The organism is Frankia sp. AvcI1 (genome assembly GCF_001420875.1).
Lineage (GTDB): Bacteria > Actinomycetota > Actinomycetes > Frankiales > Frankiaceae > Frankia > Frankia alni.
Window position 1 is genome coordinate 225,221 of record NZ_LJFZ01000007.1, and the last position, 17,923, is coordinate 243,143.

12 protein-coding genes and 20 pseudogenes are annotated in these 17,923 nt (G+C 71.8%); 21 read left to right on the forward strand and 11 right to left on the reverse strand.

Translation table 11 applies throughout. The features are described 5' to 3' along the window. Positions 1-282 precede the first annotated feature (282 nt). From UK94_RS10095 to UK94_RS46510, 5 genes and pseudogenes are all read left to right on the forward strand, one after another. A pseudogene (locus tag UK94_RS10095) lies at positions 283-1,007 on the forward strand (SDR family oxidoreductase); the annotation flags it as partial. 536 nt (positions 1,008-1,543) lie between these two features. Further along, entirely contained in the window at positions 1,544-2,290 is a 747-nt protein-coding gene (locus tag UK94_RS46500) for a cytochrome P450 (protein ID WP_235487343.1), read from the forward strand. Continuing rightward, positions 2,287-2,517 (forward strand): ferredoxin, encoded by a 231-nt coding sequence (locus UK94_RS10105; protein ID WP_011604511.1) that lies wholly within the window; start codon positions 2,287-2,289, stop codon positions 2,515-2,517. The genes UK94_RS46500 and UK94_RS10105 overlap by 4 nt, the downstream gene beginning before the upstream one ends. A gap of 173 nt (positions 2,518-2,690) precedes the next feature. Then, positions 2,691-3,286, forward strand: a 596-nt coding sequence (locus UK94_RS46505) for an ABC transporter substrate-binding protein (RefSeq protein ID WP_268761293.1), incomplete at its 3' end; no start/stop codon positions are given. A 1-nt stretch (position 3,287) separates the two neighbouring features. Further along, a pseudogene (locus tag UK94_RS46510) lies at positions 3,288-3,893 on the forward strand (ABC transporter substrate-binding protein); the annotation flags it as partial. A 448-nt stretch (positions 3,894-4,341) separates the two neighbouring features. Here UK94_RS46510 and UK94_RS46515 read toward each other — a convergent pair. The 5 genes and pseudogenes from UK94_RS46515 to UK94_RS46535 all read right to left on the reverse strand — a co-directional run. Beyond that, a pseudogene (locus tag UK94_RS46515) lies at positions 4,342-4,554 on the reverse strand (phosphatase); the annotation flags it as partial. Between the two features lies 1 nt (position 4,555). Next, positions 4,556-4,770 (reverse strand): annotated as a pseudogene (locus UK94_RS46520) (phosphatase); the annotation flags it as partial. 135 nt (positions 4,771-4,905) lie between these two features. Further along, positions 4,906-5,097: pseudogene (locus tag UK94_RS46525) on the reverse strand (phosphatase); the annotation flags it as partial. A gap of 1 nt (position 5,098) precedes the next feature. Further along, positions 5,099-5,538, reverse strand: a pseudogene (locus UK94_RS46530) (aquaporin); the annotation flags it as partial. A 50-nt stretch (positions 5,539-5,588) separates the two neighbouring features. After that, on the reverse strand, positions 5,589-6,194 hold the full coding sequence (locus UK94_RS46535) for an ArsI/CadI family heavy metal resistance metalloenzyme (RefSeq protein ID WP_083867002.1): 606 nt from the start codon (positions 6,192-6,194) through the stop codon (positions 5,589-5,591). Between the two features lie 199 nt (positions 6,195-6,393). On the opposite strand from UK94_RS46535, the pseudogene UK94_RS46545 reads away from it, so the two are divergent. From UK94_RS46545 to UK94_RS10130, 3 genes and pseudogenes are all read left to right on the forward strand, one after another. After that, positions 6,394-6,620, forward strand: a pseudogene (locus UK94_RS46545) (metalloregulator ArsR/SmtB family transcription factor); the annotation flags it as partial. A gap of 1 nt (position 6,621) precedes the next feature. Continuing rightward, positions 6,622-6,728: pseudogene (locus tag UK94_RS46550) on the forward strand (transcriptional regulator); the annotation flags it as partial. A 425-nt stretch (positions 6,729-7,153) separates the two neighbouring features. Continuing rightward, positions 7,154-7,483: an FKBP-type peptidyl-prolyl cis-trans isomerase gene (locus UK94_RS10130; RefSeq protein WP_011604517.1), complete on the forward strand. Its 330-nt coding sequence runs from the start codon at positions 7,154-7,156 to the stop codon at positions 7,481-7,483. Between the two features lie 186 nt (positions 7,484-7,669). Here the strand turns inward: UK94_RS10130 and UK94_RS10135 are convergent, their stop codons facing one another. The 5 genes and pseudogenes from UK94_RS10135 to UK94_RS46570 form a co-directional block, all read right to left on the reverse strand. Beyond that, a complete protein-coding gene (locus UK94_RS10135) occupies positions 7,670-8,062 on the reverse strand; it encodes a MaoC/PaaZ C-terminal domain-containing protein (protein WP_268761294.1) in 393 nt (130 codons plus the stop codon). Between the two features lie 32 nt (positions 8,063-8,094). Next, positions 8,095-8,403, reverse strand: a pseudogene (locus tag UK94_RS46555) (MaoC family dehydratase N-terminal domain-containing protein); the annotation flags it as partial. Between the two features lies 1 nt (position 8,404). Further along, a pseudogene (locus UK94_RS46560) lies at positions 8,405-8,636 on the reverse strand (MaoC family dehydratase N-terminal domain-containing protein); the annotation flags it as partial. 233 nt (positions 8,637-8,869) lie between these two features. Then, a partial coding sequence (locus tag UK94_RS46565; protein ID WP_235487265.1) for a phosphotransferase occupies positions 8,870-9,294 on the reverse strand: 425 nt, incomplete at its 5' end. A 1-nt stretch (position 9,295) separates the two neighbouring features. Beyond that, a pseudogene (locus tag UK94_RS46570) lies at positions 9,296-9,862 on the reverse strand (phosphotransferase family protein); the annotation flags it as partial. A gap of 173 nt (positions 9,863-10,035) precedes the next feature. Here UK94_RS46570 and UK94_RS46575 point away from each other — a divergent pair. The 13 genes and pseudogenes from UK94_RS46575 to UK94_RS10180 all read left to right on the forward strand — a co-directional run. Continuing rightward, the coding region (locus UK94_RS46575) for an LLM class flavin-dependent oxidoreductase (RefSeq protein ID WP_235487267.1) at positions 10,036-10,329 on the forward strand (294 nt) is incomplete at its 3' end. 1 nt (position 10,330) lies between these two features. Further along, positions 10,331-10,711, forward strand: a pseudogene (locus tag UK94_RS46580) (LLM class flavin-dependent oxidoreductase); the annotation flags it as partial. 1 nt (position 10,712) lies between these two features. Then, positions 10,713-10,944 (forward strand): annotated as a pseudogene (locus tag UK94_RS46585) (TIGR03857 family LLM class F420-dependent oxidoreductase); the annotation flags it as partial. Position 10,945: 1 nt separating this feature from the next. After that, a pseudogene (locus UK94_RS46590) lies at positions 10,946-11,133 on the forward strand (TIGR03857 family LLM class F420-dependent oxidoreductase); the annotation flags it as partial. A 149-nt stretch (positions 11,134-11,282) separates the two neighbouring features. Then, positions 11,283-11,804, forward strand: a 522-nt coding sequence (locus UK94_RS46595; RefSeq protein WP_235487269.1) for an aldehyde dehydrogenase family protein, incomplete at its 3' end; no start/stop codon positions are given. 1 nt (position 11,805) lies between these two features. Continuing rightward, positions 11,806-12,728 (forward strand): annotated as a pseudogene (locus UK94_RS46600) (aldehyde dehydrogenase family protein); the annotation flags it as partial. A 107-nt stretch (positions 12,729-12,835) separates the two neighbouring features. Next, positions 12,836-13,031, forward strand: a 196-nt coding sequence (locus tag UK94_RS46605; RefSeq protein WP_268761271.1) for an alcohol dehydrogenase catalytic domain-containing protein, incomplete at its 3' end; no start/stop codon positions are given. 1 nt (position 13,032) lies between these two features. Beyond that, positions 13,033-13,250 (forward strand): annotated as a pseudogene (locus tag UK94_RS46610) (alcohol dehydrogenase catalytic domain-containing protein); the annotation flags it as partial. Position 13,251: 1 nt separating this feature from the next. Then, positions 13,252-13,827 (forward strand): annotated as a pseudogene (locus tag UK94_RS46615) (zinc-binding dehydrogenase); the annotation flags it as partial. A gap of 1 nt (position 13,828) precedes the next feature. Continuing rightward, positions 13,829-13,966 (forward strand): annotated as a pseudogene (locus UK94_RS46620) (alcohol dehydrogenase); the annotation flags it as partial. A 206-nt stretch (positions 13,967-14,172) separates the two neighbouring features. Next, positions 14,173-14,834, forward strand: a pseudogene (locus UK94_RS46625) (cytochrome P450); the annotation flags it as partial. Between the two features lies 1 nt (position 14,835). Continuing rightward, positions 14,836-15,435, forward strand: a pseudogene (locus tag UK94_RS46630) (cytochrome P450); the annotation flags it as partial. A 1,427-nt stretch (positions 15,436-16,862) separates the two neighbouring features. Continuing rightward, a partial coding sequence (locus UK94_RS10180) for a GNAT family N-acetyltransferase (protein ID WP_235487271.1) occupies positions 16,863-17,340 on the forward strand: 478 nt, incomplete at its 3' end. 180 nt (positions 17,341-17,520) lie between these two features. Here the strand turns inward: UK94_RS10180 and UK94_RS46635 are convergent. Continuing rightward, the coding region (locus UK94_RS46635; protein WP_235487274.1) for an HNH endonuclease signature motif containing protein at positions 17,521-17,922 on the reverse strand (402 nt) is incomplete at its 5' end. Position 17,923 lies beyond the last annotated feature (1 nt).

Sequence of the window (17,923 nt, forward strand, 5' to 3'; positions counted from 1 at the left end):
CCGCCACCGCACTGTGCCGCCACCGCACTGTGCCGCCACCGCGCTGCGCCGCCACCGCGCTGCGCCGTACCTGACGGATGGTCTGGGTCATCTGACGGACACGTCATCGGAAAAGGGCACTCAAATGCCCATCTCTGTATAAGTTTCCCCACCCCGCGAGATGTGGCATGCTTCACGAATCTGGCAGTGTGTAGACGTCCNGGGAGGTCGCAGTGGATCTCGGGATCGCGGATCGCGTCGCGGTGGTGTCCGGTGGTAGCCGCGGCATCGGGCGCGCGGTCNCCGAACTGCTGGCGGCCGAGGGGGCGCGGGTCGTCGTGACCGCCCGCGGCGCCGAGGCGGTCGGCGAGGTCGTGGAGACGATCCGCAAGAACGGCGGCGTCGCGCACGGCGTGGCGGCGGACATGACCGTCGGCGAGGAGATCGAGCGGGTCGTGGCGCAGGCCCGGGAGCAGTTCGGGCCGCCGGACATCGCCGTCAGCAACGTCCACGGCCCCGGCCCGGGGGACTTCTTCGACCTCACCGGGGACGACTTCGCCCGCGCCTTCCGGGAGATGACCCTCAGCGTCGTCCACCTCACCCGGCTGGTCGCGCCCGCGATGCGGGAACGCGGCTGGGGGCGGCTGGTCAACATCGGCTCGGGCGCGGCAAAGGAGCCGCCGCCCGAGCTCAAGCACATCCTCGCCAACACCGTGCGGGCGTCGGTGGTGACGCTCAACCGCTCGCTGGCCAACGAGTTCGGCCGCGACGGCGTCACCGTCAACACCATCGGCACCGGCTTCATCGCCACCGAACGCATGTGGGACTACGTCGGCGGCGTCGGGGCGCAGCGCGGCCTCGCGCCCGCCGACATGATGACCCAGTTCAGCACCGGCATCCCCGTCGGCCGCCCGGGCCGCCCGGAGGAGATCGCCGCCGTGGTGGCCTTCCTCTGCTCGGCCTGGGCCGGCTACGTCACCGGGCAGCTCATCCCGGTCGACGGCGGAGCGCTGCGCTCGGCGTTCTGAGCGCCCCGGCGGACCAGCGACCAACGGACCAGCGACCAACGGACCAGCGACCAGCGGACCAGCGACCAGCGGATCAACGGACCCAGGGAGGCCACATGTCGGCCGGAGAAGCCCAGCCCCTCACCTTCGAGGACCTGCCCGTGCGCGACGACCGGGACGCCGCGTGGCGGCTCATCCGCGAACGCGGGGGAATCGTCCAGCTCGAACCCGACGTCGCGCTCACCGATCACACCCTCGTCGAGGCCGCGTTCCGTAATCCGGCGGTGTTCTCCTCCCGGCAGGCCTTCGACAGCCTCGGCAGCCCGCTCCCGCTGGTCCCGATCGCGTTCGACCCGCCGGAGCACGCCCGTTACCGNCACATCCTGCAGCCCTTCTTCAGCCCGCGCAGCATCAGGCCGTTGGAACCGGAGTTACGCCGCCAGCTCGCCGAGCTCATCGCGCCGCTGCCGGCGCGCGGCGCATGCGACTTCGTGGCCGACGTCGCGTCGGTCTTCCCGGTGCAGGCCTTCCTGACCTTCTTCGGTCTCCCGCTGGACATGCGCGACCAGTTCGTCGCCTGGAAGGACGCGATCCTCGCGTTGAGCGACCCGTCCGGGGCGATCAGCACCGACGAGGCCGACCTGCGCCACGCCGGCGAGCTGTTCACCTACCTGTCCGAGCTGGTGGCCGCCCGCCGCGGCGTTCCCGGTCCGGACGTGCTCAGCGAGCTGCTCTGCCTCGACGGCGACGACGCGCTCACCGACGCCGAGGTGATCGGCCTGTGCTTCCTGTTCGTCCTCGCCGGCCTGGACACGGTGACCGACGCCCTGGGCTTCGGGATGGAGCGCCTCGCCCGCAACCCCGACCGCCGCCAGGAGATCGTCGACGATCCCGGCCTCGTCCCCGCCGCCGTGGAGGAGCTGCTCCGCCTCGACCCGCCGGCGCCGTTCGTACCGCGGATCACCACGGCGCAGACCGAGCTCGGCGGCCGCACGCTGCCCGCCGGCACCCGGGTCACCGCCTACATCGCCGCGTGCAACCGCGACGAGGCGCGCTACCCCGATCCGTACGGGGTCGACTTCCACCGCGGCGACAACCCGCACGCCAGCTTCGGCGTCGGCGTGCACCGCTGCCTCGGCTCCCACCTCGCCCGCCTCGAGATGCGCCTGGTCTACGAGGAGTGGCACCGCCTCATCCCGCACTACGACATCGCGCCCGGGTTCGCGCCGACGGTGAAGTTCCCCCGCGGCACCGTCGGCCTGGAGGCCCTTCCGCTCGTCCTGACCCCGGGCGCGTCGCGGTGAGGGCCGCGATCGACCGTGACCTGTGCGTCGGGCACGGGTTGTGCTACATGCTCGCCCCCGACGTCTTCCAGGACGACGACGAGGGCTACGGCCAGGTGACGGCCGACGGCCCGATCGCCGCCGACCGCGTCCAGGACGCCCGGCGAGCCGCCGGATCCTGCCCCGAACGCGCGATCACCCTCACCCTCTCCGCCGCCGAGCGCACCGCCGACGCCACCGGCGGCTGACCGCGTCGCGACCGACCGGTGGCGCCCGCGGGCCGTGAGGATTCCCGTTCGCGGCATCCCTCTGTTTCTCCCCTCGTGCCGACGGCGTGGGGGGAGGCGCTGGATACGACAACCCGTTGAAGAAGAAGGGCACCTGTGTGAAGCGCCAGATATTACGACCGGCCGTGTGTCTCGTGGCCCTCGTCCTCGCGGTCGCCGCGTGCGGCAGCTCCGGCGGCTCCGGTGGCAGCTCGGGCGGGTCCGGGGGCGGCGCCTCGGCGGCCCCGGCGGCACCGAAGTCGCCGGCACCGACCGGCAGCCCGCTGGTCATCGGCACGGTGGGCCAGTTCAGCGGCTTCGCCGGCGTGATCTCCAAGGCGACGGCGGACGCCGTGCAGGCGTGGGCGCAGTGGACCAACGACCGGGGCGGCCTCAACGGGCACCCGGTCAAGGTCGTCGTCCGCGACGACGCCAACGACCCGGCCAAGTCCCTGGCCGCCGTCAAGGGCATGGTCGAGAACGATCACGTGATCGCGCTCGTCGGCACGCACGAGTCCGGGCTGGAGTCGGCCTGGCAGAAGTACATCGACGAGAAGAAGATTCCGGTGATCGGCGGATCCGCCACCGCGGCGCTGTGGCTGACCGACCCGAACTTCTTCCCGACCTCGGACACCGCCGTCAACTACGTCGTGTCCGAGGTGAACGCCGCCAAGATCGCCGGTAAGAAGAAGCTCGGCATGGTCGTCTGCGCCGAGGTCCCCGCCTGCGCGCAGGGACTCACGCTCGCCGGNGGCATCGCCACGAAGCTCGGGCTGCAGTTCGCCTCCGGCCTGGCGATCTCGTCGTCGTCGCCCAACTACACCTCCCAGTGCCTCAACATGCGCTCGGCCGGGGTGGACTCGATCATCCTCAACAGCTCGGGTGAGGTCAGCGAGCGCTTCGTCGCGGACTGCGCGAAGCAGAACTACCGCCCGCAGCTGATCTCCCCGGGGCAGAGCTTCCTCGACAAGCTGCTCGACAACGCCAACTACAACGGCGCCTACATCGCGAACGACTCGTTCAACTGGTTCGGCGGCGCGCCGGAGTCGGCCGACTTCCTGCAGGCGATGAAGACCTACAAGTCGAGCACCCCGCTGAACGCCAGCGCCAGCGCCGGGTGGGCGGCGGGCGTCACGTTCGGCAAGGCGGCCGCGAAGATCGGGCCCAGCCCGACCTCCGCCGACATCTACACCGGGCTCTACGCCCTGCCGGCGAAGAACACCCTCGGTGGGCTGATCCCGCCGACGACCTACACCAAGGACAAGCCGGCGGTCTCCACTCCGTGCGGCTGGTACGGCGTGATCAAGAACGGCAAGCTCACCGCTCCCCACGGCGCGGGCGCCATCTGCGTCGAGTAGCGGCTGCTGTCGAGTAGCGGCCGCGACGAGCCCGTGCCGGGGGAGTGCCCCGCCGGCACGGGCTCGTGGTCGTCGTCCCCCGCTCAGCGGCGCGCCGGACGCCGCATAGTCGTTGTGTCAGATTTGTTGCCGTTCCGTGGAGGGGGTCTTGGCACGTCGGCCCGCCCCGCCGACCGCGGGAGGCGACGGCTCCCGCCCCGCTCGCCCGCCAGGGCGTCCCGGTGGTCGTGGGATCGTGCTGGCGCGGCGGGCGCCCGGCGGGGCCGGCTTCACAGGGTGACGGTGCCAGCAGGAATGTGAGGTGAGCCGGCGCAGCTCGGATTCCGGTGACAGATCTGTTAGAAATGGAAGGGGTCGGTGGCTAATCGGCCCGCGGGCCGCGGCTGCCATCCGGGTACAGCGCCGCGGCCCGCTCATCGCTCATCGCTCATCGGTCAACGCCCATCGGTCAACGGTCAGCCTCGGCCGGGTGGCCGGCGGGCAGCAGCTCGGCGAGGAGCCGGTCGACGCGGGCGCGGATCTCGTCGCGAATGGGGCGCACGGCGTCGATGTCCTGGCCGGCGGGGTCGTCGAGCTTCCAGTCCTCGTAGCGGGTGCCGGGGAAGATCGGGCAGGCGTCGCCGCAACCCATGGTGATGACGACGTCGGAGTCCTCGACCGCNCCGACGGTGAGGATCTTCGGGGCCTGGTCGGTGAGGTCGATGCCGACCTCGGCCATCGCCGCGACGGCGGCGGGGTTGATCTGCTCGGCGGGCGCGGAGCCGGCCGAACGGACCTCGACGCGGTCGCCGGCGAGGTGGGTGAGCCAGCCGGCGGCCATCTGGGAGCGGCCGGCGTTGTGGACGCAGACGAACAGCACCGACGGTTTCGTCGTCATCCGAGCGGGTTCCTCTCGCGCGGTGGACGCCGCGCCCACCGCGGACGGGCGCACGCACCCGGACGGGTCGACGGGTGTGGGCGGGGTGACGGGCGTGGGCGGGGTGACGGGTGCGCGCGGGGTGACGGGTGCGCGCGGATAGAGCAGCCGCACCAGCCCGCAACCGACCGCGCCGCCGGCGGCCTGGGCGGCGATGAAGGCGGGGGCGGAGGCGGGGGCGATCCCCGCGAAGCTGTCGGAGAACATCCGCCCGACGGTGATCGCCGGGTTCGCGAAACTCGTCGAGCTGGTGAACCAGTAGGCCGCCCCGATGTAGGCGCCGACCGCNGCCGGAGCCCGTTCGGCCCGGTGGGACCGGGCCAGCGCGAAGATCAGCAGGATGAGGCCGGCGGTCGCGACGACCTCGGCGAGCACATGCGTCCCCGCGGCGCGGTGGTGGGTCGCGACCGATATCGCGGACCGGTCGAACATCAGGTTCGCCAGCACCGCACCACCGACGCAGCCGGCGACCTGCGCGGGCAGGTAGGCGGCGGCGTCGCGCCACGACAGCCCGCCGAACGCGGCGTCGACCAGGCTGACAACCGGGTTCAGATGCGCCCCGGACACCGGGCCGACCATGAGGATGACGGCGAACAGGCCGGCGGCGGTCGCCGCGGCGTTCTCCATCAGCTGCAACCCGACCTGGCCCGGACTGAGCTGGACCGCGGCGATCCCCGACCCGACGACCAGGGCGGCGAGCAACATGCTGCCCACCGCCTCGGCGGCCAGNCGCCGCGCCAACGCCGGCCGCCCACCCGGCTCGATGTCCGCCACGGGGTTCAGCGGGTCCCGGCAGGCGCCGGTTCGATCGCGACATCGACGGCGGTGTCGGTGGTGTCGGTGGTATGGGCGGTGTCGGCGGCGGCGGCGGTGGTGTCGGCGGTGGTGTCGGCGGCCGGGCCGCAGTCCACCCCCGGCCCGCAGGCGCAGGCCGATCCCGGCCCGCCGCCCGACCCCGGCCCGCCACCCGGCTCCACCATCCGCAGCGTCGGCACCGGCCCGTCGACGACGTCGGAGAGGACCGTGTAGACCTCCCACGGCGCGCCGTCGGGGTCGTCGACCCAGACCTTGTCCTGCACCGCGTAGCAGCAGGCGGTGTTCTCCTCGACCGCGGTCTCCAACCCGGCGCCCGCCAGCCGGGTCGTCGCGGCGGTGACCTCGTCGGTGGATTCGACCTCGACGCCGAGATGGTTCAACGCGCCCGCGACGCCGCTGCCGCGGACCTCCGGGTTCTCGATCAGCACCAGCTTCAACGGCGGCACGTCGACGGCGAAGTTCGCGTACCCCGGCCGACGCTTCGCCGGCCCGACCCCGAACAGCGTCGCGTAGAACTCCACCGCCGCGTCCACGTCGGACACGTTCAACGCCAACTGCACCCGCGCCATCACGATCACCCCACACATCGACAGTCGTCTATGTCCCGGTGAACGGAGCATCTCCGCAGACATAGACCGCTGTCAATCCCTCGTGGCATGCTGGACCGTATGGTCACGACCTCGACGCCCGCCCCCGCCACGGTGTCGACCGGTCGGCCGGACGAGACCGGCAGCGAGCTGGCCGGTGCGCTCGGGGCCTGTTGCCCGNCGCTGGCCGCCACGCCCCTGTCCGCCCACGACGCCGACCAGCTCGCCGCCGTGCTCAAGGCCATCGCCGTCCCCGCCCGGCTGCGACTGTTGTCGATGATCTACGCCCGCGACGGGGGTGAAGCCTGCGTCTGTGAACTCACCGAACCCCTCGGGCTGACCCAGCCGACCGTCAGCCACCACCTGAAGGTCCTCGTCGACGCCGGCCTGATCAGCCGGGACAAACGCNGCGTCTGGGCCTACTACCGTCCCGTGCCCGGCGCCCTCGCCGCCCTCGGCGCGCTGTTCACCCCCCGGCCCGACGCCACCGGCACACGGCCGGAGAACTGCGGGTAGGGCGTGGCACGTATCGACTGCGTCGGCAAGGCCAGGAGGCTGATGGCGGTCGGGGCGCNCACGGGTCCATAACCTCCTGCCGCTGCTGACCACACTTGGCCGTGACCACCGCCAACCGATCTACACCCTGTGCGTGATCGACAGGGTGCTGAACTGCTTCAGCCCGAACCCCATCCCGATGATCTTGGTGTTCCGCGGAACCGCGCCGTGGCGGCGCACAAGCAGGCTCAGGACAAGCGCCGCGCAAGGTCGGCGCACAGGCGGACGTCGCCGGCCGGCGGTAGGACGACTGACATACTTCCCTGGATGCCCCCGGGTCTTGTCGCAGGGGGCGCGGCGGCCCGGGGCGGCAGGTTCGCCCGGCTCTGGCCAGGGCGGGTCCACCGCCGCCGGGCTGGTCCCATCGTCGAGGAAAGGCTGGTTGCATGGGCGTAACTATCGAGGTCCTGTCGCCGGGGGATGGCAAGACCTTCCCCAAGAAGGGGGACGCGGTGACGATTCACTACGTCGGCACCCTGCTCGGCAGCGGCAAGAAGTTCGACTCCTCCCGTGACCGGGGGGAGCCGTTCAGGACCGAGATCGGTGTCGGCAGGGTGATCAAGGGGTGGGACGAGGGGGTCCCCCAGCTCTCGCTCGGCGAGAAGGCGGTACTCACCATCACGCCCGACTACGGGTACGGGCCTCGGGGCTTCCCGCCCGTCATCCCGCCCAACTCCGACCTCGTCTTCGAGGTGGAACTCCTCGCGATCAACTGAGCTGACGCGAGAAGGATCCGCGGCCCGGCTGTCGCCCTGGAGCCGGACCGCGGATCCCCCGGCCGCGTCCGTCGGCAAGGTCGTCGACCGTTGCCGGCGGGCGCCACCGAGTCACGGGGGAACGTCACCGGGCGGGAGAACCGCCGCCCGGTTCTGCGCGGCCGGCCGCGGGCGCGCGCCTCGCCGTCAGCGGGGCAGCAGGAACTGCGCGGCGCCGGCGATGGCCACGCCGCCGGTCTGACGCGCGCAGCTCAGGTCCACCGAGACCAGCCGGCCCTCGGGCTGCTCCTCGATGGCCGTGACCACCCCGGAGCAGGTCAGCACGTCGTCCGGCCAGACCTGCTCGCGGAAGCGGACGTGGAACCGGCGGACGTTCTCCGCGCCCAGCCAGTCGGTGGCGAAGGTGGCCAGCAGGGCCGCCTGGTGCATCCCCTGGGAGAACACCGACGGGTAGCCGGCACGTTGGGCGAACGTGTCGTCGTAGTGCATCGGGTTGAGGTCGCCCGACGCCCCCGAGTAGCGCACGAACATCTGCCGGGTGAGCGGCCCGAACGAGCGCGGCTCGGGGGAGGAACCCACCGCGAGGTCGGCGAGGGTGGTGNCGGGGGCCGTCATGCCTTCGTCTCCGTCCCCGTGGCCGTGGCCGCATCCGCCTTGGGCTCTGCGGTCTTGGTGGCCTCTGCGGTCGTGGTGGGCTCTGCGGTCGTGGTGGGCTCTGCGGTCGTGGTGGGCTCTGCGGTCTTGGTGGCCTTCGCGGTCTCGATGTAGGTCGCGCGGCCCTCGGCGACCAGGGTGCCCGCCTCGTCGCGGAACTCGGTGACGATGACGGCGAACTTCATGGTGCCCCCGCGCCGGCCGGGCTTCTCGTAGCGCTCGGCGAGGCGCTCGGCGGCGTAGAGGGTCTGCCCGGCGCGCGGCGGNGGGCCGTGGAAGATGTACTCCTGCTCGCCGTGCAGCAGCCGGCGGCGGTCGAACCCGTGCGGCACGCGGGCACCCTCGGGCGCCCAGCGGTTGGCGTTGATCAGAAACGTCGGCGGGACCACGGCGTCCGGGTGCTGGTATTCCGGCGCCTCGGACTGCATGGCGAGGGCGAACTCACGGATCTTGCCGCGTTCGATCGGGAACTCCCACGCGGCGCCCGCCTCGCTGGGTGNGCTCATCAACTGCTCCGTCGGGTCGTCGGTCGAGGTGNTCAGGCGGTGCGCCCGGGGTCGCGATCTCACCGGCCCGTCGCCGGGCGGCGCCGTCGTGCTGCGTACTGCGTGCCGCGCCACCGTGACGTGCTGCACGCTAGCAGGAGGCAGAACAACTTTCTAACACTGCCGTCATTCTCCGTGNGCGTCTCCGCGGGCGCCTGTCCGCGGGCGGTGCGGTTCAGGCGGCGGTTCAGGCGGCGACGCGGTCGAGGCCGCGGCGGATCATCCTGATGGTGCGGCGGGCGTAGGCGGAGGCGACCCGTTCCGGCAGCCCGCCGCTGGTCATCAGCAGCACGCCGAGGCGGCTGTTGATCAGCGTCATGACGGTGGCGGCGAGCAGTTCGTAGTAGTCGATGTGCTCGACCGGCCGGCCGGACAGCTCCTGGTAGCGGGCGATGATCGCGGCCCGGTCGGGCACGCCCTCCAGCCGGGTCAGGCGCTGCGCCTCGCAGAGGAAGTCCTCGAACATCAGCCACCAGCCGAGGTCGATGCCGGGCGGGCCGACGGTGGCCGTCTCCCAGTCGAACATCGCCTGCACGGACTCCTCGGCGCCGAAGCTGATGTTGCCGACCCGGGCGTCGCCCCACACGATGCCGGCGGAGGAGTCGTCGGGGCNCTCGCGCAGCAGGTGGTCCACGGCGGCGGCGACGGTCTCGGGCTCCCAGCGCAGGCTCGGCTGCGCCCAGGTGTGCCAGTCGCGCAGCCCCGCCAGGTAGCGGTCGAGCGCGGTGCCGGTGCCCTCGGGCGTCAGGAAGTCGAAGCCGTCGTGCACGTCGATGCGGTGCAGTGCGACCAGGGCGGCCAGCGCGTTGTCGTGCATCACCGACCGCTGCGCCGGGCTGAGTTCGACCGTCCAGCCCTCGGCGTGCCAGCTCGGGACGTCGCCGGGCACCCGGCCGTCGACCCGGCCCATCAGGTAGAACGGCGAGCCCAGCACGGTGGGATCGGGCTCGATGTACCAGATGGTCGGCACCGGCACGCCCGGGTGCGGGGCGAGCGCCTGCATGATCCGGGCCTGGCGGACCGCGTCGGGGGTCACGAAGAGCTGGTGGCCGGTGGGCTCGATGCGCAGCACGAGGTCCTCGGCGCGGCGCGGGCCGTCCGGCGGGGTCCAGGCCAGGTGCAGGTAGAGGGTCTCGTTGGAGTAGCCGGCCTTCGGCGAGGTCAGGGGCGAGATCTCCACGTCGGTGGCGCNGTGCCGATCCCGCAGCCACCCGGCCAGGACCTCCCGGGTCTCCTCGAGATCGCGTCGTGCCGTGGTGGCCATCCTGACTCCTTCCGCCCGCGTGTCCCGGTTGTCGACCGCCCGGACCGGCTGATCGCCCAAATACTAGACACGGATGTCAGAATAGGGGCATGACGACGAACAGGGACCGCGATCTGACCGGTGCTGCCCGGGTGGCGGACCGCCTCGGCGCCTACGTCCTGCCCGGCCGGGTCGCCGATCCGCGGCCCGCGATCGGTCAGGCGCAGACCGCCGAGCACCTCGGGCTCGGCACCGTGTGGCTCAGCGAGCGGTGGGGGACCAAGGACTTCGGCGTGCTCGCGGGCGCCATCGGCCAGGCCACCAGCCGGGTGCGCATCGCCTCGGGCATCACCCACTTCCTCGTGCGTCACCCCGTCGTGCTGGCCTCCACCGCGATGACGGCGNAGGCGCTCAGCAGCGGGCGCCTGACGCTGGGCTTCGGCCGTTCGGTCGGCCCGATGTGGAAGGCCGTCGGCCTGCCGGCGATGACCAACCAGGTGCTCGTCGACTCCGCCGACATGCTGCGCCGGCTGTGCCGGGGGGAGAAGGTCTCCTACGACGGCCCCGCCGGGCGCTTCCCGGTCATGCGCCTGGGCGACCTGCCCGACGTCGCGCCGCCGGAGCTGGTGTTCGCCGCGATCGGCCCGAAGAGCCTCGCGCTCGCCGGGGCGCACTTCGACGGCGCGCTGCTGCACCCCTTCCTCACCCCGGAGGCCGTCGCCCGCTCGGTGGCGATCGTGCGCAAGTCCGCGGCCGAGGCGGGGCGTGACCCGTCGACGGTGAAGGNCTACGCCACCGTCGTGGTCGCCCCCGACCTCACGCCCGAGGAGGAGACGGCGGTGGTCGGCGCGCGGGCGGTGACCTACTTCCAGATCCCGGGCTTCGGCGAGCGCCTCGCCGGGGTGAACGAGTGGGGCGTCGAGCCGCTGGCGGCGCTGCGCTCCCACCCGCTGATGGCCGGCCTGCGCGGGTCCGCCGACAACGTCTTCACCCGCCACCAGCTGCTCGACGTCGCCGCCNCCCTGCCCCCGTCGTGGCTGACCGACGCCGCCGCGGTGGGCTCCGCGGGCACGTGCGCCGCCCGCCTCGACGACTACCTCGACGCCGGCGCCGACGAGCTGGTCCTGCACGGCTCCACCCCGGAACTGCTCGGCCCGGTGCTGCAGCACTTCGCCGCGCGAACCCCGGCGAACACAGCCGGTGCGTAGTCCGCGCGGGTACTGTTTGCACATCGGTGACATGAACGCCAGAATTAAGTGATCATACGGTCGGGCGGGAGCCCGGGCGTCGTCCTCCTCGGGCCGGTCCGGTCGTGGCCCGGCCGCCCGACCTGATCATCAGTGGGAAAGAGACCTCCTTGTACACCCACGAGAATCTCTTCATCGGCGGCTGGGTGCCGCCGGCCTCGTCCAGGGTGATCGACGTGTTCTCCCCGGCGACCGAGGAGCCGATCGGGCGCGTGCCGAGCGCCTCGATCGCCGACGTCGACGCGGCGGTGGCCGCCGCCCGCGCCGCCTTCGACACCGGCCCCTGGCCGGCGCTCGACCCGGCCGAGCGCGCGCAGATCGTCGGCCGGCTCGGCAAGGCGATCCGGGCGCGGGCGGAGGAGTTCGCCGATCTGATCTCCGCGGAGGTCGGCTCGCCACGGGCGTGGTCGACCCTCGGCCAGGTCGGGATCGCCACCGCCGTGTTCGCCACCTACAGCGGCATCGGACGCAGCCACGAGTGGGAGACGACCCGCAAGGGCGGCTTCGGCGGCCCGGTGCGGGTGCGCCAGGTGCCCGTCGGCGTGGTCGGCGCGATCGTGCCGTGGAACGCGCCGCTGTTCGTCGCCGCCCTCAAGCTCGCCCCGGCACTGCTGGCCGGCTGCACCGTCGTGNTCAAGCCGGCCCCCCAGACCCCCCTGCACACCTACCTGCTCGCCGAGGCGGCCGAGGCGGCGGGCCTGCCCCCGGGCGTGCTGTCCATCGTCCCCGGCGAGGCCGCGGCCAGCGAGCACCTGGTCCGCCACCCCGGCGTCGACAAGATCAGCTTTACCGGGTCGACGGCCATCGGCCGCCACATCGGCGAGCTGTGCGCGCGCGACCTGCGCCGCTGCACGCTGGAGCTCGGTGGCAAGTCGGCGGCGATCCTGCTGCCCGACGTCGACCTCGGCACGAGCACCGTCGAGGCGATCGTCGGCGGGGCGATGTCCAACGGCGGGCAGATCTGCGTCTCCCAGACCCGCGTGCTCGCCCCCCGCGAGCGCTATGACGAGGTCGTCGACGCGCTCGGCGCCCGCATCGGCGCGCTCACCGTCGGCGACCCGCGCGACCCGGCCACCGAGGTCGGCCCGCTGATCTCCAGCCAGGCCCGCGAGCGGGTCGAGGGCTACCTGAGTTCCGCCGAGGCCGACGGCGCCCGCCTGGTCACCGGCGGCGGTCGGCCCAAGGGCCTCGACCGCGGCTGGTACGTGGAGCCGACCCTGTTCGCCGACGTCGACAACGGCATGCGGGTCGCCCGCGAGGAGATCTTCGGCCCGGTCATGGTCGTGATCGGCTACGACGGCGTCGACGACGCGGTGCGCATCGCCAACGACTCCGACTACGGCCTCGCGGGCGCGGTGTGGACGACCGACATCGCCGCCGGCGAGGCGGTCGCCGGGCGCATCCGCGCCGGCGGCGTCGGGGTGAACTCCAGCGCCGGAATGGATCTGGGCAGCCCGTTCGGCGGGTTCAAGCAGTCCGGCATCGGCCGCGAGGGCGGTCCGGAGGGGCTGGCGGCCTACACCGAGTACCAGTCGATCATCCTGCCGGCGGGCTGACCCCCAGGCGGGCCGACCGGCCGCCGCCCCCAGCACCGAACCACCGACCAGTACCGGATCGCCGACCAGGAGCGGACCGCCGGTAGCGACGAGAGGACCACACGACAGTGCAGACCAAGGCCGCGGTGCTCTGGGAGCCGAACGCCCCGTGGGCGGTCGAGACGATCGAGCTCGACCCGCCCAAGCACGACGAGGTGCTGGTCGAGCTCCACGCCTCGGGCATCTGCCACTCCGACGAGCACCTCGTCACCCGCGACATGCCCTTCCGCATCCCCTGCATCGGCGGGCACGAGGGCGCCGGGGNCGTGCGCGAGGTCGGTGCGCACGTGTCCTGGCTCAAGCCCGGCGACCACGTCGTGTTCGGGTTCATGCCGTCGTGCGGGCGCTGCCCGTCCTGCTCGACCGGCCACCAGAGCCTGTGCGACCTCGGCGCCAAGCTCTACAGCGGGCGGCACATCTCCGACGACGGCTACCGCCACCACGCCAAGGGCGAGGACATCTCCACCGCCTGCCTGATCGGCTNGTTCGCCCACCACACGGTGGTCAACGAGGCCAGCGTCATCAAGATCGACAACCATTACCCGCTGGACCGGGCCTGCCTGCTGGGCTGCGGGTTCGTCACCGGCTGGGGCTCGGCGGTCTACGCCGCCCAGGTCCGCCCCGGCGACGCCGTGGTCGTCGCCGGGGTCGGCGGCATCGGCGGCGCGGCCATCCAGGGCGCCAAGCTCGCCGGCGCCAAGGTGATCGTCGCGATCGAGCCGGTCGAGACGAAGAAGGACAAGGTCCTCGAGCTCGGCGCCACCCACGTCGCGACCTCCTGGCAGGAGGCCCCCGCCGTCGTCGCCGAGGCGACCTGGGACCGCGGCGCCGACGTGTTCATCTGCGCGATGGGCGTCGGCGACGGCAAGCTGGTCAAGAAGGCCCTGCGGATGACGGCCAAGCGGGGCACCCTCGTCGTCACCAACATCCACCCGGCGACGGAGACGTCCATCGACGTGAACCTGATGGACCTCACCCTCACCGAGAAGCGCATCATCGGCACGCTCTACGGCTCGGGCAACCCGCGCGCCGACATCCCCAAGCTGCTGGAGCTCTCCAGNGTCGGCCAGGTCGATCTCGACATCATGGTGTCGCGGACCTACCCCCTCGACGACATCAACGACGCGTTCGACGACCTGCGCGCGGGCACGAACCTGCGCGGCGTGCTGCGCTACCCGGCCGCCGACGCCGCCGCCTGATCCGTCCCGCTCGCCTGCCCGGCTCGCCCCCCCGGGTCCCGCCCTCCCCACGTCTCGCCGCACCCAGCTCGCCGCACCCAGCGCGCCGCACCCAGCTCGTCGCACCCAGCTCGTCGCACCCAGCTCGCCGCCACCGTCCGAACGACCACCGGAGCGCGCCGCACCCGTCCCGCGGTGCCGCCGCACAGCACGAGGAGAACCGGCCCATGAGCCTGATCGCTGACGTCGACCTGGACGATCTCGACTGGTGGACCCGGCCCGCGGCCGAACGCGACGCCTACTTCGCGAGCGTGCGCGCGTCCGGGGAACGCCCCTACTTCCCCGAACTCGACCTTGCCGGCAACACCCGGGGCCGCGGCTTCTACGCGGTGACCCGCTACGCCGACGTGATGGAGGTCAGCCGCCGGCCCGAGGACTTCTGCTCCGGCGAGGGCACCAACATCTTCGACCAGCCGCTGGACCTGCGGGAGTTCTTCGGCTCCATCATCGCGATGGACAACCCGCAGCACGCCCGTCAGCGCCGGATCATCTCCCGTGGGTTCACCGCGAAGAACCTGGAGGCGCTGCGCGCCAACGTCGGCGAGGTGACCCGGGAGGTCCTCGCGACGGTGGCGGAGAAGGGCGAGTGCGACTTCGTCACCGAGGTCGCCGCGCTGATCCCGCTGCGCATCGTCAACGACATGATGGGCATCCCGCGCAGCCAGGAGCAGTTCATCTTCGAGTCGACCAACAAGCTGCTCGGCGCCAGCGACCCGGAGTACGTCCCCGACCAGAGCCCGCGCGGGGTCGCGAAGAACCTGTCCCGGGTCGGCGACGACTTCGCCGAACTGCTGCGCGAGCTCGCCGCCGACCGGCAGCGCAACCCCGGNGACGACCTCATCAGCCTCCTCGTCGCCGCGGAGGGCGAGAACCTCACGGCGCAGGAGCTCGCCTCCTTCTTCATCCTGCTGGTCGGCGCCGGCAACGAGACCACCCGCAACGCCATCGCGCACGGCCTGCTCGCGCTGACCCAGAACCCCGACCAGCGGGCCCTGTGGGCTTCCGACGTCGACGGCCTCACGCCGACGGCCGTCGACGAGGTCGTCCGCTGGGCGTCGCCGGTGCTGCACATGCGCCGCACCGTCACCGCCGACGGGGTGCGCCTCGGCGACCAGGAGTTCCGCGAGGGCGACAAGCTCGTGCTGTGGTACCGCTCGGCGAACCAGGACGAGTCGGTGTTCCCCGACGGCACCCGCTTCGACGTGCGCCGCGACCTCACCCCGCCGCACCTCGGCTTCGGCGCTCCCGGCCCGCACTTCTGCCTGGGCGCACACCTCGCCCGCCTCGAGCTGTCGGTGGTGTTCAAGGCGCTGTTCGAGTACCTTCCCGACATTCACGCCGTGGAGGAGCCGCAGTTCCTGCGGACGAACTTCCTCCACGGCATCAAGCACCTCAAGGCCGCCTACACCCCGACCACGGTCCGCGCCTGACCGCCCTCGAGGCGCATGCAATGCCCCCCACACCCCTGGAGGCCGTGTGAGCCATTCCCGCGAAGAAGTGGAAGCAGCATTCAAGAACTACTACTTACTCGGGCCGGTCGCCGAGGACTGGAAGCGCTGGGCGNACGAGTGCTTCACCGAGGACGCCTGGTACAAGGACCACTACTGGGGNACCTTCCACGGCCAGGACGAGATCGAGGAGTACCTCGACGTCACCATGTCCTGGTCGCCGGGCACCTACACGCCGATGATCTGGTACACGATCGACGGTGACACGGTGGTCTGGAAGGGCATCAACTGGGCCGACAACTACAAGGTGCCCGGCGGCCCCAAGGTCGGCGCCGAGTCGATCCAGATTCTGGAGTACGCGGGCAACGGCCAGTTCAAGTCCGAAGAGGACTACTGGATCGCGTACGAGATGAAGCGTTTNGGCAAGTGGTACGCCGAGTTCGGCCAGCCGTACACCCCCGGCGACATCACGCTGACCCGCGACGACTGGGGCACCTGGGTCGACTGGGCCCGCCCCGAGCCCGGCCACGTGCCGCGCCCGTCGTGGGTGGACCGCCCGGGCCTGAAGCCGACGTTCAACGTCAAGGAGATCGGCTTCGGCGTGCGTAACCCGACGATCGACGACCCGATCGAGTAGCCCGCCCCCGGCCGGGGCACCGCAGTCCGGTGCCCCGGCCGTCGCGCGTTGCAGGCTAATCCGCGGGGAGCACGCTCAGTCCGGCCGACCACAGCGGCAGCGGCGGCGGCGGGCAGGGGTGCTCGACGATCCCGCGCTCGGCGAGGTACTTGCGCCAGGCGGTCTTGTCCAGGAACGGGTGCCCGACGCCCATGATGACGCCGTACATCTCGCAGCCCTCCGGGCCGGCCTCCCAGGGGCCGAAGGTGTCGCCGTACTCCAGCATGATGTGCGAGCCGGGGCCGCAGACATGGGTGCCGTCCGAGACCTGCCCGCGGGTGACGAAGATCGAGTGATCCCCGTGGTGCCCGTGCCGAGGCGTGATCGCGCCGGGATCCCACTTGTTGTAGAAGCAGACGTAGCGCGGCGAGAGCTGGATCCACGCCTCCTGGATCCGCGCGATCCGCCCGTCCGGATACTCCAACCGGGTCACATCGAACCAGTGCGCGTCATCCAGCGATGTGACAATCGGTCCANCGTGCATCGCCCGGCCCCGCTTTCCGCGGCAACAATGTCGAATGTGTCCGCATATTAGCGCGTGGTATTGTTCGCGACCAGCGATCCAGTTATCCGTCCTCCTGTCCGTGCCGTGGCCGGGCGCAACGTGTCACGTCCGTTGCTCCGGCGGAAGGGGCGCATAGCGGTGACATGCTGGTGGCCGAATCTCGCTGACAGATCGCTACCGGCTGGAGTCAGTGTCAGGTCTGACCGCCTCTCGGGGGTGTGATCGACGATGATCACCTGGCGACGGCTCGAGGAGTCCGACTTCGCCCTGCTGCGGGGGTGGCTGGAGCAGCCCTCCGTCGCCAGGTGGTGGAACCACGAGACCACGGCAGAAGCAATCAGGCGCGACTTCGGTCCCGCGGCCCGCGGCGAGGAACCGTCGGAGGATTTCCTCGCCCTGCTCGACGACCGGCCCGTCGGTCTGGTGCAACGGTGCCGCCTCGCCGACTACCCGGAGTACCGCGACGAACTGGTGCCCATCGTGGACATCCAGGCCGGTGCCATGAGCATCGACTTCCTGATCGGCGAGCCCGACCAGCAAGGGCGCGGCCTGGGCAGCCGCCTGATCGCCTCGATGATCGGGCGCATCTGGACCGACCACCCTGATGCGACCTGCATCGTGGTGCCGGTAGTGGCGGCCAATCGGGCGTCGTGGCGAGCACTGGAGAAGGCAGGCCTCCGACGCGTCGGGCAGGGCCCACTCGCGCNGGACAACCCCGCTGACGACCCACTNCACTACGTGTATCGCGTGGATCGGCCCGACGCCGGCTAACCGCGCTTCCCGCTTGTACCCACNGGATCCCCGTGGCGACTGCGAACTCATCCCCCGGACCGCCTTCACCCGTAGGGCTGGCTGCGATCCGAAGGAGGGGCCGCTCGCTGGCTGGTCAGGCGGTGGCGAGCAGGTCGGCTGGGGGCTGGCTGTAGGGGTTGCGGCGGGGTCGTCGGTGAGGGTCGATGCGGTGGGGTGGGATGTAGGCGGGTCGGCCGTCGTCGAGGAAGGTGATCTGCCAGCCGTCGTGGTGGATCTGGCGGTGGTGGTGGCCGCAGAGCAGGGTGAGGTTGGACAGGGCGGTGGTGCCGCCGTCCTTCCAGTGGATCACGTGGTGGGCTTCGCACCAGGAGGGTGGCCGGTCGCAGCCTGGGAAGGTGCATCCTTGATCGCGGGCGGTGAGGGCGCGGCGCAGGTGAGCGGGAACGGTGCGGGTAGATCGTCCGATGTCGAGGGGGACGCCGGCGGGGTCGAGCAGGATCCGGCTGGTTTCGGCGTCGCAGGTCAGTCGGGCGAGN